Source organism: Rhodococcus sp. IEGM 1306 (assembly GCF_036541985.1).
Classification (GTDB): domain Bacteria; phylum Actinomycetota; class Actinomycetes; order Mycobacteriales; family Mycobacteriaceae; genus Rhodococcus_F; species Rhodococcus_F qingshengii.
Map to the genome: position 1 here is coordinate 80,372 of NZ_JAZHFF010000003.1, position 13,654 is coordinate 94,025.

Consider the following 13,654-nt stretch of genomic DNA (forward strand, 5'->3'; position numbering starts at 1 on the left):
GCAAGGACGGCAGGTGACACCACCCTTTCGTCGACTGTCCGAAGTCGGCGGATTCAGGACTTTCCGCGGAAAGTCTCAACTCAAACTTCAGACCCGTCTGCGCTAAACGGGGGTCATGCGTGACAATGGGTTCGTGAACGAAGCCGATCAGCATGCACCGCAGACCCCTGACACGGGGCAGACGGACCACACCAAGGGGTCCCGTCTCCATCCGAGAGTGACCAGCTTTCGCTCTCGCCGGGGTGCTCTGACCGACGCACAGCAGCAGGCTTGGGACCGTCAGTGGCCGCTCATCGGCGCCGACGTCTCGGACACACCGCTCGACGCGAACGCCTGGTTCGGACGCGAAGCACCCCTGATCATCGAGATCGGTTCGGGTACCGGCACCGCGACGGCCGCAATGGCCAAGGCGGAGCCGCACGTGAACCTGATCGCGATCGAGGTGTACCGCCCGGGGCTCGCGCAGCTTCTGCAGCAGGTCGAACGTGAAGAGATTCCCAACGTCCGCGTACTGCGCGGTGACGCGATGGACGTACTGGAGAACATGGTCGCCCCCGAGTCGCTGACGGGTGTCCGGGTGTTCTTCCCGGATCCGTGGCCCAAGGCCCGCCATCACAAGCGTCGCCTGCTGCAGGGGCCGACGTTCGCGCTGATCGCGAACCGCCTCAAGCCTGGCGGAGTGCTGCACGTGGCAACCGATCACGCCGAGTACGCCGAATGGATCGAAGAAGCCGGCAATGCCGAGCCGCTGCTGACCGCGCTCGACTGGGAGTCTCCGATGACCCACGAGCGTCCGGTCACCAAGTTCGAGGACAAAGCCCATAAGGTCGGAAGTGCAATCACCGAGCTTATATGGGGGAAGATCAGAGCATGAGCGTCAGCGAACAGCTATCCGACGACGTGACGTCGTCGGAATCTCCTCTCGACTTCGGTCGTGACTCCCGCCACCCCAAGCGGGTGCTTCTGGTCTGGGACGCCCCTAACCTCGACATGGGCCTCGGCGCCATCCTCGGTGGCCGGCCTACCGCCGCCTACCGGCCACGATTCGACGCGTTGGGTCGCTGGCTGCTCTCTCGCACCGCCGAACTGTCCGCACAGAACAGCGGCACGCTCGAGCCCGAAGCGACCGTCTTCACCAACATCGCCTCCGGCAGCGCCGACGTCGTTCGTCCTTGGGTCGAAGCCTTGCGTAACGTGGGTTTCGCGGTGTTCGCCAAGCCGAAGGTCGATGAAGACAGTGATGTCGATTCGGACATGCTCGAGCACATCGCGCTCAGGTACGGCGAGGGCCTCGCCGGAATCATGGTCGCGTCCGCCGACGGCCAAGCGTTCCGCGAACCTCTCGAGGACATCGCAGCAACCGGTATCCCGGTCCAGGTTCTCGGGTTCCGTGAACACGCCAGCTGGGCTGTGTCGTCCGATATCTTGGACTTCGTCGATCTCGAGGACATCCCAGGTGTCTTCCGTGAGCCTCTGCCACGGGTAAGCCTGGACACCCTGCCCGACGAGGGCGCCTGGTTGCAGCCGTTCCGACCGCTTTCTGCCCTGCTCATCGGGCGAAAAAGTGTTGCCGAGTAGGAGTTGATCAGTGTTCGCCAGCTGGGGAAGCATCGTCTATCGAGCCCGCTTCACCGTCATCGCTGTCATGGTGGCGGGGCTCCTCGGGCTCGCTGCGTACGGCCTGAGCCTGCAGGATCATCTCAGCCAGAGCGGCTGGGACGATCCGGGGTCGGAATCGGTAGAGGCTGCAAAACTCGCTGACGGCACGTTCGGACGCAGCACGACGGGTGACGTTCTGGCGCTGTACACGGCGCCGGAGGGCAAAACCGTCGACGACCCCGAGTTCCAAGCGAAGGTCATCGACAATCTGCAGCGGCTCGTCGCCGACAACCCCGACCAGATCATGAAGATCAACGGCTCGTACTTCAAGGTCGACAACGGTCTCTCGGTGGCTGCCCTGGCGGACAAGACCAAGCAACACGCGGTCACCAGCATCGCGATCGCCGGCGACAACGACACCGCGGTGTCCAACAACTTCCGCGACGTCGAGTCGCAGTTCTACATCGACGGCGTCGACGTGCAACTCGCCGGCCTGCAACCTGTCGCGAATTCACTCAACGACACGATGGCCAACGACATCAAGCGCATGGAAATGCTCGCGATTCCCGCTGTCGGTGTCCTGCTGTTCTTCGTCTTCGGTGGCGTCGTCGCCGCTGCCCTCCCTCTGATCGTCGGCGGTCTCACTGTCATCGGCGCCAACGGCATCATTCGACTGATCACCAACTTCACCGAGGTCAACGCGTTTGTTGCGCCAGTGGTTTCTCTGGTCGGCCTGGGTCTGGCGATCGACTACGGACTGTTCATCGTCAGCCGTTTCCGAGAAGAGATAGCCGAGGGGTACGACACCCCGACCGCAGTACGCCGAACGGTCATGACGGCGGGCAGAACGGTCATGTTCTCGGCGACCATGGTTGCCGTCAGCCTCGGCGGTCTGCTGTTGTTCCCGCAGGGCTTCCTCAAATCGGTGGCTTACGGCGCCATTGCTGCCGTCATGCTTGCCGCGATCTCGTCCATCACGATTCTTCCCGCGATTCTCGGCATTCTCGGTAAGCGGATCGACGCGCTGACCTTCAAGAAGCTGCGCCAGACCAAGACCAACGAGGAAATCGAGAACGGTTTCTGGGGCAAGCTCACCCGCTGGGTCATGCAGCATCCGCTCAAGGTCGCGGTCCCGATCGTCGCGGCTCTCCTGCTGATGATCATTCCGCTGACGGGCATCAAGTTCGGCGGGATCAACGAGACGTACCTGCCCCCGGACAGCCCCACGCGTGTCGCGCAGGCGCAGTTCGACGAACTCTTCCCGGGCAATCGCACCGAGCCCGTTCGACTCGTCATCGAGGGAGCCGACAACACCACTCTCGGGCAGATTTCCAAGACCGCAAACGCTGCGCCGGGTCTGGTCGAGAAGTTCACCCCGGAGGTTGCGACCAAGGACGGTGTCAACGTCCTCAAAGCCGGTCTGACGGAGCGCAACGAGGCGCGTCCCACCATCGACTATCTGCGATCCGCGGATTGGCCCGAGGGCACAACTGTTCTCGTCGGCGGTACTCCGGCCATCGAGCAGGACAGCGTCGACGCGTTGCTCGACCGTCTGCCGCTGATGGTCGTGTCGGTCATCCTGCTGACGACGCTGCTGATGTTCTTGACGTTCGGTTCGCTCGTCCTACCCATCAAGGCCGCGTTGATGAGCGCGCTCGGACTGGGTTCGACACTCGGAATCTTGACCTGGATCTTCATCGACGGGCACGGTTCGGGTCTGCTGAACTTCACGCCGGGACCGATCATGTCTCCCGTCCTGGTGTTGATCATCGCTATCGTCTACGGCCTGTCGACCGACTACGAAGTGTTCCTGCTCTCTCGCATGGTCGAAGCGCGAGCGCAGGGCGCAAGTACTACCGAATCCATCCGAATCGGCACGGCACATACCGGCCGGATCATCACCGCTGCCGCACTGATCCTGATCGTGGTCACCGGTGCATTCGGCCTGTCCGATCTGGTGATGATGAAGTACATCTCCTACGGCATGATCTCCGCGCTGATCATCGATGCCACGCTGATCCGAATGTTCCTGGTCCCGGCGACCATGAAACTGCTCGGGGACGACTGCTGGTGGGCTCCGGCCTGGATGAAGCGGATCCAGCAGAAGATCGGGCTCGGTGAGCCGATTCTCGACAACGAGCTGGTACTCGCGAACGTCCCACAGATCGCGCCCGTCGGTGCGATCGCCGGACCGGGTCAGCCGCGCAAGATCGAAGCGGCCTCGCGCGTCATGCCGCCGCCTGCCCCGGCCGCACAGCCGGAAAGTGGACCTCGCGTTCCCGATCCCCTCACCGAGCCCATTCCGCTCAGCGAAATGGCGGTGAAGGCACCCACCACGGAGGCTCCCGCCGCAGAGAAGCCCGCACCGCGGCGCCGTCTCGATATCGGGAGTGCAGCCAGCGCCCCCCAGAACCTGATCGAGGCACCGGTGCCCAATCCCTCGTACCGGCCGCAACCGAACGCCAGCGACAAGCGCAGAAACCCCACGCCTGCGGCGCCGGCCGAGCGTCCCATCGAGAGCTGGTTGTCGGACCTGCGGGCTCGGGAACAGACTCCCCCGGCCTCACGGCCGCTACCGGTGGTCCGGACGCCCTCGCGTACAAACGGTTCGGCGGCAAATGGAACTGTGACCAACGGTTCAAGTACCAACGGTTCGAGCGCTAACGGTGCGAGCGCTAACGGTGCGAGCGCTAACGGTGCGGGCCGGAACGGTGCCTCCAACGGCTCGGCTACCAACGGCTCTACCCCGACCTCGGTGGAGGCGACCCCCCAGTCGCCGCCTCCACCGATCGCTCCGGAGCGTCGTCCCACCGAGCCCCGAGTCTCGGATGCCTCTGACGGCGACGACAACGCCACCGGCAGGCACCGACCTGACGACGCGGGCGCCATCAGTGTCAGCGAGCTCATCGCTCGCCAGAAGCGGAGCTGACCTGCTCCTGCTTGGCGAAGGCTCGTGCATAACGAGTCCCGACCAGCAGGAGCAGCAAGCCGACCACCAGGAAGGCAGCGCTGCGCACCAGCCCACTGAGCGTGGCCAGGTCGAAGAGGAACAGCTTGGCCACTGCCGCGCTGGTGAGAGCAAGACCAGCTCCGAGCAAAACGCGAGCGTGCTGACGGTTGTTCAGGCCGAGCACCAGCGCTGACGTGGCGGCAAGCATCCAAACGATGGTGGCAACGCTGTGTCCGACAACGAATCCGGTTGCGCTGTCGAAAATTTCGACGCCTGATGAGACGAGCGCACACGTCACCGCGTAGAGGACACCGAACCCTGCGGCCGCCCATAGAACCGCCGCATTGGTATCGGCGACCAACTTCAGTCGGTGAATCGCCCACACCAGCATCACCAGTGCGCCTATCGCCGTCAGGCTCGAGAGTGCCGTGATCGCACCGAGTTGCATGGATGCGGCACGGGCGGTCGTCAACGCTTCCGGCGGAACCGTCGTGAGGTATCCGATCGATCCGATGGCCGCAAAGGCGGTTCCGAGAGCGAAGACGAAGCGCGAACCCGCGTGGAGCGAGACTCCGAGGAAGATCATGCCGACGGTGAGGACCAGCGGTACGACCAGAGATTCCGACGCCCCGGACAAGCAGCACAGCAACAATGCAAGAGCGCCGGTTGCGCCCAGTCCGAATCGCAGTTGCGTCGGCAAAGGCTTGGCCGCCGCTGCAGCGGAAAGAAGTAGTGCCGCAGCAATTCCGTACAGCACTGCGGATTCGGTGTTTCCGAGCACGGCCCCGACGCTCATCAGCGGAAGGGTCGAGACAACAAAGGTCGCGGTGGACCACGCCCCTGCAACACCGTCACGCGAAGGCGAACCCGTCCACTGCAGGGCCATCGCGCAGCCGACTCCCACACCCGCAACCACGACGGCACTGATCACCAATTGCAGTGAGCTGTTACCGGATTCGTTGAATATGGACTCCGACGCTGTCGCTACGAGCAGTGCGAGAACCACCGGTACGGTGCGCGCCATTCCCAGGTACTTCCAGTCACGACCGAGCTGGGCGGAGAACGTCGCCGACTGGATCGCGAACAGGAAACCGATGAGGGTCAACGATATTCCCGAAGTCAGTACTGGAGCCAGCACCGCTGCGCCCAGAACGATCATGAGCGCCAGTGACTCGGAATCCCATTTCACCGCCAGAGCAACGCCGGCCGCAGCAATTCCGAAGGCGATCACCACCGCGAGCGGCGTCGCCACCCAACCGTAGAGAACAGACGCCGCGACGATGTCGAGGTACATTCCCGCAAAACCGGTGGCAGCCAGAGCAATCGCCCCCACTTTGCCGCCTGGGCGTCCGTGGACCCGCACACCGGCAAACACCAAGGCGCCGGAAAGGAGTGCGCCACCGAGTACCCGCAGCGGCGGTCCGAAGAATCCGGCCTGCGCGGCAAGTACCAGCAGCATCACGACGCCGATCAGGGTGACGGCAACACCGGCCGCGGCCAGGAGCCGACTGATGACGCCGTCGCGTTGCCACCAGGGCTGCCGAGGCGCAGCCACCGGATACGCCGGTGGCTGCCAGGCGGGCACGCTCTGCTGAGGACGGACCGGCTGCATCGGGTGCACCGGAACGACGGGAGCTGGAGCTACCGGTGCCGGAGCTACCGGCGCGGGCACGGCGGTCGAGGCCAGCTGAGCCTGCAGTATCGACAGGTTCTGGCCCATGTGACGCAACTGTCGGCCGATGCTGTCGCACTCGGCCGACAGAGCTGTCACCAGTCGCGGATCGACAGCGGAAGAGCTCGGTGTGGTCATGGATACGAGCTTGCTGCCTGGCCGAACCGATCAGATGAGTAGTACTACTCGATCAGCGTGGGGGCTTCTCGTATCCGACGCGCTATCGCCGAGGCGCTGCGTTCCGCAATCGTTCGGAGAGCAGCCGACCCGAGGTGTGAAGCGGAGCGGGATTCTGACGCGCGCGAGCGAGCACAAGCGCGCCCTCGAGTGCGGACAGAGCGAGAATTGCCTCCGACTCTGCGTCTTCGGGGGACCAGCCGTCTGCTTCGAGCCGCTGGGCCAGCAGTGCGAGCCACGAGTTGTATCCGTCCGCGCAAGCCCCACGGATGACCTCGGATTCGGTTGCGGCGTCGAGTGTTGCCGTGGCCAATGCGCATCCGCGCTCGTAGTCCGAATCCGACAACCGAGCAGCCAATGCTGCGGCGAAGGCCGAGATCGCGGTGGCTGCATCGGGTGAGCTCTCCAGCAGATGTCGGATGAAATCGGCCATTGCCTCGCCGCGTCGCCTCAGAGCCTCGCCTGCGAGTTCTTCCTTGCCGCCGGGAAAGTGAAAGTACAAGGAACCCTTGGTAGTCGCGCTCGCCGAGAGTACTTCCGACACACCCGTTCCCGCGTAGCCCTTCCGCTGCAACAAGTCAGCGGCGGCATCGACCAACAAATCCCTTGTAGACATAAGCCCAATATACCGATCAGTACACATATGGACAACACATGAAGTGCGGAAATAAACAAAACCTTGCATCACTAGACCGATTGGTACATGATTCGAGAATCGACAAACCGGAGCGCGGCCAACGACGCTCACGACGACGAAGGACCGAATCGATGTCCCCGAATTCCACAAACCACACCACGACGACCGTCCTCGGACCGGACGAAGACCTCGCCGGGACCCTCGCGGCCACCGGCGTCCGGATGATGGTCCGAAGCAAACAAACCGAGGGAGGATTCTCGCTTGTGCAGCACCGCATCGCCGCGCATTCGATGACGTCACCGGTCCATCGCCACAGCCGGGAAGACGAGTACACGGTGGTTCAAAGTGGCCGCGTCGCAGCGATGGTCGGAGACGAGATCGTCTACGCGGAGGCCGGCGCCATGATCTTCAAACCGCGTGGCCAGTGGCATGCCGTGTGGAATCCCGACGACGTTCCAGCCCGGATTCTCGAAATCATCACGCCTGGAGGGATGGAAGGCCTGTTCGAACTGATGCCGAAGTTACTGGCCGAAGCAGGTTCCGCCGCGGAAACGGTTGCAGCGCGGGTAGAAGCCGACTTCGGGATCGAATTCGATCTCGTTGCCACCGCCGAGATCGCACAGACACACGGTGTGGGATTCGGCATCGAAAGTCACTGACCGCTGTCAGCACCTACCGATCAAAGGAAGATTCATGCTTGTACTCACCGGAGCAGAAGACCTCAGCGCCAACCTGAACCAAGAGTTGGGCGTCAGCGACTGGCACGAGGTCACGCAGGAGTCCATCGACGAGTTCGCCCGCGTCACCGGCGACGATCAGTGGATTCACGTCGACGTGGATCGCGCGAAGGAGTCACCGTTCGGCGGAACGATCGCGCACGGCAACTACACGCTGTCGCTGGGACCCAAGTTCTCCTATGCGATGTTCTCGCTCGAAGGTTTTGCGTTTGCCCTCAACTGCGGATTCGACAAAGTCAGGTTGCCTGCCCCGCTACCGGTGGGCTCTCGTGTCCGCATGCGTGCGACGTTGAGCAAAGTCGAACCGATCAATGGCGGTGTCCAGATCACGGTGACGCAGACATTCGAACGAGAACACGGCGACAAACCTGTGTGCGTCGCCGAGATGTTGACCCGCGCCTATCACTGAAAGGTCAGGAGCCGAACATCTTTCGGATCGTGGTACCGAAGGGATGCTTTGCTGTGACACTGCCGAATCGCACCTTGCCGTGCACCACCAGGTGCAGCGGGCCCATCTGCGGGCCGGAACGAACCTTGTTCGACGCGCTTCCTCCGACTGCCTCGACACCGTTCATATCCACTGTCGCCTCTTCGGGAACGATCAGTGAAATCGAACTGGCGTAGTCGTCGATCGAGATGTTCACGACCTGCGTCTGCATCACCGCGCGCGTGAAATCGATGGTCACACTGGACATTCTGGTGTCGACCACGACGGCTGGCGGAACGATCCATGCTCCGTTCCGTGTCACCGTCGCCATTCGTCCACGGATCACGGCAGCGTTGGCGGCTCCGTAAGTACCGACAACCGGAGCCCCGACGGGAGCGCGGTAAGGCGGGCTCGGGTGAACCGGCGGCGGCTGGGGTTGGTACGTCGGCGCCGGATACGGCTGGCCTTGGTACATCGGCTGACCCGCATTCGGATACGCGGGTGGGTCGTAGTCGGAGATCAGCGTGATGCCCGGCAGATCGGCGAGAACCGAGTTGAGCTCACCTCGCGTCTTTGCGGCCAAGGCAGTGTCCATGCGCTCGGTGAACTCACCGAGCGAGAGCATTCCTTGACCGACGGCTTTCTGCAGCAGCTCGCCGACGTGCTCTCGTTCGGCATCGGATACGCGTAGATTCCTGGCCTCCATGATTTCCAGGATAAACGTTATTCGAGACCTTGTTCTATTGCGTATCGCGTGAGCTCGACGCGATTGGCCAACTGAAGCTTCCGAAGCGTTGCCTGTACGTGGTTCTCGACGGTCCGGTGGCTGAGCGAGAGCCTAGTGGCGATCTGTTTCGCGCTCAGCCCCTTGGCGACAAGGCGGAGCACTTCGGTCTCACGGTCGGTGAGCCGAGGCAGCTCTGGTGCGCGATCGTCGGCCGGTGCCGTCGACATCCGGCGGTACTCGCCGAGCACCAATCCGGCGAGGCCGGGTGTGAAGACGGCTTGTCCGTCGAAAGTCGCACGCACGGCCTCGAGCAGTTCCGCCACCGAAGCACTCTTGACCAGGTAACCCGACGCTCCGGCTTTGACCGCGTCGAGGACGTCGTCACGCTCGGCGGACGCCGAAAGCACCAGGACCTTGCTTTTCGGCGAAACCTCGAGCACTGCGATGGTGGCGTCGGCACCGTTTCCGTCCGGCAGGTTCATGTCCATCAGAACCACGGCCGGTTGCACGGCGGCGGCTCGTCGGCGTGCGCTCTCGACACCCTCCGCCGTGGCGCTCACGGTGAAGCCTGCGGCCTCGAGGTCCCGGGAGACGCCGTCGCGCCACATCGGGTGATCGTCGACGACCATCACCGTCACCGGATTCTCGCCCTGTTCGTCAGTCACGCTCACTCTTCCCCTTCGGAACGTTGATCTCCCATTCGGTGCCCTCCCCCGGCCCGGTTTGCAGGACCGCCGTTCCGCCGAGCGCCTGCACTCGACCGAGAATGGACTTCGATACTCCCATGCGGCCTTCGGCCTCGGCCTGCGCCAAGCGACCTTCGGGGATTCCGACGCCGTCGTCGCGGACACTGACGATCACCTCGTCCGGCAGATCTTCGAGCAATACGTACGCCTTCGCCGCAGGACCGGCGTGCAGCCCGACATTGGACAGGGCATTGTCGACGATGGCTGCCAGTTCGATGGCTCGATCGCGCTCGATCACGACCGGGTGCGCGGGCGTCGACACCGACACCGACGTGCTGGCCTGCGTAGTCAGCAGCGGACACAGATCCACTGTCTGTCCGCCGACATCTGCCGCGGCACCCGAAACCTGCTCGGAAATCAGCATTCTCAACGCGACCTCCTGCTCGCCTGCCAGAGCGGCCAGCTCAGCTGCCTCGCCGCCGAGTGCGGCTCCGCGCCGGCGCACCATCGCCAGCACCTGCAGAACGCCGTCGTGTACTTCGCGTGCCAAGCGTTCACGCTCTTCCGTTGCCGCGGCCAGACGTACGGCTTGTTCGAGTTGCCGATGCGAGCGCCGAGCAGTGGTGGTGGCCAAGCCCAACGCCAGACCAACCGATACGAGAACGGGAGCCGTCGCATCGCGCCAGAGATCCAGGTTGACCTGATCGCGGATGATCGCGCTGGCCGCCGAAATGACAACTCCGGACGCCATACCGAGCCACGGCCCGCCGAGAATTGCCGCGGAGATGACCGCGTTGGTAGCCCACAGCGTGGTGGGGAGCGTCTGGTGATTCTGATACCACTCGTGGTCGGAGACCAGCCTCGTCGACGCCATCAGCAAGATGACGACCACCTGATCGGCGATCACCACCTGGTACCGCGGCAGCGTCTTCCCGAACACGGCACCGGAGGTCCCGAGCAGCAGTGCCGACACCCCGGACCACACGGCCATCAGAGCTACGAAGAACCAGCTGAGCCGAGAGTTGGTGTAGTCGGAGGCCGAAGCGAACTGGTAACTGATCGCGTACACGAGCGTGACGAGGCGAAACGCCTGCGCCGCCCGCCACAGCGGCGCATCCGGGTCGGTGTCGACGCCCGACGCCTCGCGAACGGTCGGCTGGTAGTGCAGCCGGCGACGGCGCGTGGGCTCAGTCATCGGGAGGCGTGGGGTTCACGACGCGAGGCTCGGCGCGCGGCTCGTCGGGTTCGGCGGGGAACAGCGGAGTCTCCGGGTCCTCGACGTGTAGCTCCGCGTATGCGACATCCGGGTCGTCGGCGAGGAGGGAACGAATCGCCGTGTTGAGGACGGCGACGATCGGAACAGCCAAGAGCCCGCCGACGATTCCGGCGAGGACGATGCCCGTGGTAATGGCGAGAACGACTGCCAGCGGATGCAGGCGAACTGCGCGACCCAACAACAGCGGTTGCATCACGTGCGCTTCGAGCTGCATGACGCCGATGATGATCCCGAGAACGATCAAGGCGGTCAGAAAACCCTTCGTGACCAGAGCGACAAGCACTGCGAGAAAACCGGTCAGAAATGCACCGACGATAGGGATGAACGCGCCGATGAACACCAACGACGCCAGCGGCAGGGCGAGCGGCACCCCGAGGATCGCCAGGCCGGCACCGATTCCGATCGCGTCGGCGGCGGCAACCGCGACCGTGGCGCGCACGTAGCCGATCAGCGACCCGAAACCTGCAGAACCGGCGATCCGCACGCGACGTCGAGCGTCGGTGGGAACGATCCGGGTGACGAACTGCCAGATCTGGTCGCCGCCGTAGAGAAAGAAGATAAGGGTGAACAGCGTCAGCAACGCCCCGGTGAAGATCTCGCCGATGACTGTCGCCGTGGTCAAGGCGCCGCTGGTCAGGGACTCACGATTGGATTGGACCGACTTGACGACCGAATCACCCGCCTGGCGGATCTGATCCTCGCTGAAGTGAAGCGGACCGCTGGTGAGCCAGTTCTGAATCTGTGTGACGCTGGCCGTGAACTGGTCGGTGAGCTGCGGCAACCCGTCGATGAACTGCTCGACGACAAACGTCATGATTCCCGCGACCAGTCCGATCGAGGCAAGCAGAACGACGATCACCGCTGCCGAGCGAGGAACACCCCACACTTGTAGCCGATCGACCACCGGAATCAGCAGAGCCGATGCCAGCAGAGCCAGCCCCACCGGGATGAGCACGGTTTCGAGACGTAGAACCACGTATCCGAGAACCAACAGTCCGGCGAAGATCACAATGAGGCGCCACGACCATTCCGCCGCGATGCGCACGCCGGGATGCACCGCCCGAGCGTCGGCGGAGATGGGTTTGTTCATCCTCGAAGCTCGCTCCGCACGCCCCCTGTTTGCGTTCACCTCGCGAGCCTAACCGGACCGGCCGACACAGGTGAGCGGACGAATAATCGGACGCGCGTACCAACACTTCGACCTCTGCCAGCTAAATTGAACCCTGTGCGGGCCTCATACAGAGCAATAGCGGTGACCATCCGCAGCCGGTGGCCCCTCTATATGCTCTCCATGCTCGCAGCCAACCTGATCGGCGCGGTACTGGTTTTTGCCTTCGTCCGGTACGGCGTGCCGATCCAGGAGTCCGACGCGATAGTCGCCGACCGGGTCCGTAACTTCGCGATCTTCGGCGTGTACCTGGCCTTCGCCGGTGCGGTCAGCCTCACCGCGGCGGCCATGATGTTGAAGTCGGTCATTCGCTGGCGGCTGCGCGGTGGTCCACCGACGAGGTCCGAGCAGATGGCGGCACTTCACGCGCCGCTTCGCCAGGCCATCGTTCACCTGGTGCTGTGGATTCTGGGCGGCATCATCTTCGTGTTCCTGACCATCACCGAGATGCCCGGACTCGCGATCGCCGTGATCGTGACGGTCTGCATGGCCGCGACCACGACCTTCGGGTTCACCTACATGCTCGGGGAGCGCATCTTGCGTCCGGTCGCCGCCCAGGCGTTGAGCGAGGGCGAATTCGATCGGACCATGGCGCCGGGCGTCGGAACCCGGCTGGCGATGACCTGGGGACTCGGCACGCTGATGCCCGTCGCAGGCATCATCTTGCTGTGCTCGACGCAGCTCACGACCGATCTCGAGTTCTCCCCCGACTCGCTCGCGTGGGCGATCCTGCTCATCTCGATCATGGCGATCGTGCAGGCGTTTGCACTGTCGATGCTGACGGCTACCCAGATCTCCGATCCGATCCGCCAACTGCGACGCGCCATCGAGCGAGTGCAGCGCGGCGCCACCGACGTACGCGTCGAGGTGTTCGACGGCAGTGAGATCGGCCGGCTCCAGGTCGGCTTCAACCGCATGATGAAAGAGTCCGACGAGCGTCGTCTGCTGCGTGAGCTGTTCGGTCAGCACGTCGGCGAGGACGTGGCCCGGCGCGCGCTGAAGTTCGGTACCGAACTGGGCGGCGAAACTCGATTCGTGGCAGTTCTCTTCGTCGACATGGTCGGATCCACCGGCGCCGCTGCCGAGCGCCCGCCGGGTGAAGTGGTCGAGCTGCTCAACGAGTTCTTCCGTGTGGTCGTCGACGTCATCGATCGCCACCACGGTTTTGTCAACAAGTTCATGGGTGATGCGGCGCTCGCAATTTTCGGTGCACCACTCGATCGACCCGACGCTCCGACGGCAGCCCTCGCGGCGGCCCGCGAGCTGCGGTTCAAGCTCAACGACATCACCGGCCTCGACGTCGGAATCGGCGTGAGCGCGGGGCTCGCGGTCGCCGGCAACATCGGTGCTGCCGAACGTTTCGAGTACACCGTGATCGGCGATCCGGTCAACGAAGCGTCGCGACTCACCGAGCTCGCGAAGCTTCGGCCCAGCCGGGTCCTGGCGTCGACGAGCGCGCTGTATTTCGCCGACGAAGAGGAACAGGCCGAGTGGGAACTCGGCGAGCAAGTCCAACTGCGTGGACGCCGACGACTGACGCATCTGGCGTGGCCCGAAAAGTATCCAGAGGTCGATCCGGATCAAATTGGTTAGGGTGA

12 protein-coding genes are annotated in these 13,654 nt (G+C 63.7%); 6 read left to right on the forward strand and 6 right to left on the reverse strand.

What is annotated here, in order from left to right; all coding sequences use genetic code 11:
- The first annotated feature begins 115 nt into the window (after positions 1–115).
- Genes trmB through V3587_RS10005 form a run of 3 tightly spaced genes read left to right on the forward strand, consistent with a single transcriptional unit; the run spans position 116 to position 4,528 of the window.
- Positions 116–874 carry a tRNA (guanosine(46)-N7)-methyltransferase TrmB gene (gene trmB, locus V3587_RS09995; RefSeq protein WP_037132323.1) on the forward strand — a complete coding sequence of 253 codons (759 nt, stop codon included), beginning with the start codon at positions 116–118 and terminating at the stop codon, positions 872–874.
- Positions 871–1,578 carry an NYN domain-containing protein gene (locus tag V3587_RS10000; RefSeq protein ID WP_003945733.1) on the forward strand — a complete coding sequence of 236 codons (708 nt, stop codon included), beginning with the start codon at positions 871–873 and terminating at the stop codon, positions 1,576–1,578. Before trmB ends, V3587_RS10000 begins: the two co-directional genes overlap by 4 nt.
- 10 nt (positions 1,579–1,588) lie before the next feature.
- Positions 1,589–4,528, forward strand: coding sequence for an MMPL family transporter (locus tag V3587_RS10005; protein ID WP_283376639.1), 2,940 nt, complete (start codon positions 1,589–1,591; stop codon positions 4,526–4,528).
- On the opposite strand, the gene V3587_RS10010 is transcribed toward V3587_RS10005, so the two are convergent.
- Together V3587_RS10010 and V3587_RS10015 are read right to left on the reverse strand one after the other, a co-directional pair.
- Positions 4,503–6,359 (reverse strand): DUF2339 domain-containing protein, encoded by a 1,857-nt coding sequence (locus tag V3587_RS10010; protein ID WP_283376638.1) that lies wholly within the window; start codon positions 6,357–6,359, stop codon positions 4,503–4,505. The genes V3587_RS10005 and V3587_RS10010 overlap by 26 nt on opposite strands.
- Positions 6,360–6,441: 82 nt before the next feature.
- Positions 6,442–7,014 carry a TetR/AcrR family transcriptional regulator gene (locus V3587_RS10015; RefSeq protein ID WP_283376637.1) on the reverse strand — a complete coding sequence of 191 codons (573 nt, stop codon included), beginning with the start codon at positions 7,012–7,014 and terminating at the stop codon, positions 6,442–6,444.
- Between the two features lie 152 nt (positions 7,015–7,166).
- Between V3587_RS10015 and V3587_RS10020 the strand changes: the two genes are divergently transcribed.
- Together V3587_RS10020 and V3587_RS10025 are read left to right on the forward strand one after the other, a co-directional pair.
- Positions 7,167–7,694 (forward strand): cupin domain-containing protein, encoded by a 528-nt coding sequence (locus V3587_RS10020; protein WP_095971392.1) that lies wholly within the window; start codon positions 7,167–7,169, stop codon positions 7,692–7,694.
- 34 nt (positions 7,695–7,728) lie between these two features.
- A complete protein-coding gene (locus V3587_RS10025) occupies positions 7,729–8,181 on the forward strand; it encodes a MaoC family dehydratase (RefSeq protein WP_050655484.1) in 453 nt (150 codons plus the stop codon).
- 4 nt (positions 8,182–8,185) lie between these two features.
- On the opposite strand, the gene V3587_RS10030 is transcribed toward V3587_RS10025, so the two are convergent.
- The 4 genes from V3587_RS10030 to V3587_RS10045 are packed head-to-tail and all read right to left on the reverse strand — an operon-like array spanning position 8,186 to position 11,978.
- Positions 8,186–8,905 carry a DUF1707 SHOCT-like domain-containing protein gene (locus V3587_RS10030; protein ID WP_007734485.1) on the reverse strand — a complete coding sequence of 240 codons (720 nt, stop codon included), beginning with the start codon at positions 8,903–8,905 and terminating at the stop codon, positions 8,186–8,188.
- A gap of 17 nt (positions 8,906–8,922) precedes the next feature.
- Positions 8,923–9,555 (reverse strand): response regulator, encoded by a 633-nt coding sequence (locus V3587_RS10035; protein WP_152965808.1) that lies wholly within the window; start codon positions 9,553–9,555, stop codon positions 8,923–8,925.
- A 28-nt stretch (positions 9,556–9,583) separates the two neighbouring features.
- Positions 9,584–10,807, reverse strand: coding sequence for a MacS family sensor histidine kinase (gene macS / locus V3587_RS10040; RefSeq protein ID WP_166811608.1), 1,224 nt, complete (start codon positions 10,805–10,807; stop codon positions 9,584–9,586).
- Positions 10,800–11,978, reverse strand: coding sequence for an AI-2E family transporter (locus V3587_RS10045; protein ID WP_124569042.1), 1,179 nt, complete (start codon positions 11,976–11,978; stop codon positions 10,800–10,802). Before V3587_RS10045 ends, macS begins: the two co-directional genes overlap by 8 nt.
- Positions 11,979–12,170: 192 nt before the next feature.
- Here V3587_RS10045 and V3587_RS10050 point away from each other — a divergent pair, with 192 nt between their 5' ends.
- Entirely contained in the window at positions 12,171–13,649 is a 1,479-nt protein-coding gene (locus tag V3587_RS10050; protein ID WP_003945952.1) for an adenylate/guanylate cyclase domain-containing protein, read from the forward strand.
- Positions 13,650–13,654 lie beyond the last annotated feature (5 nt).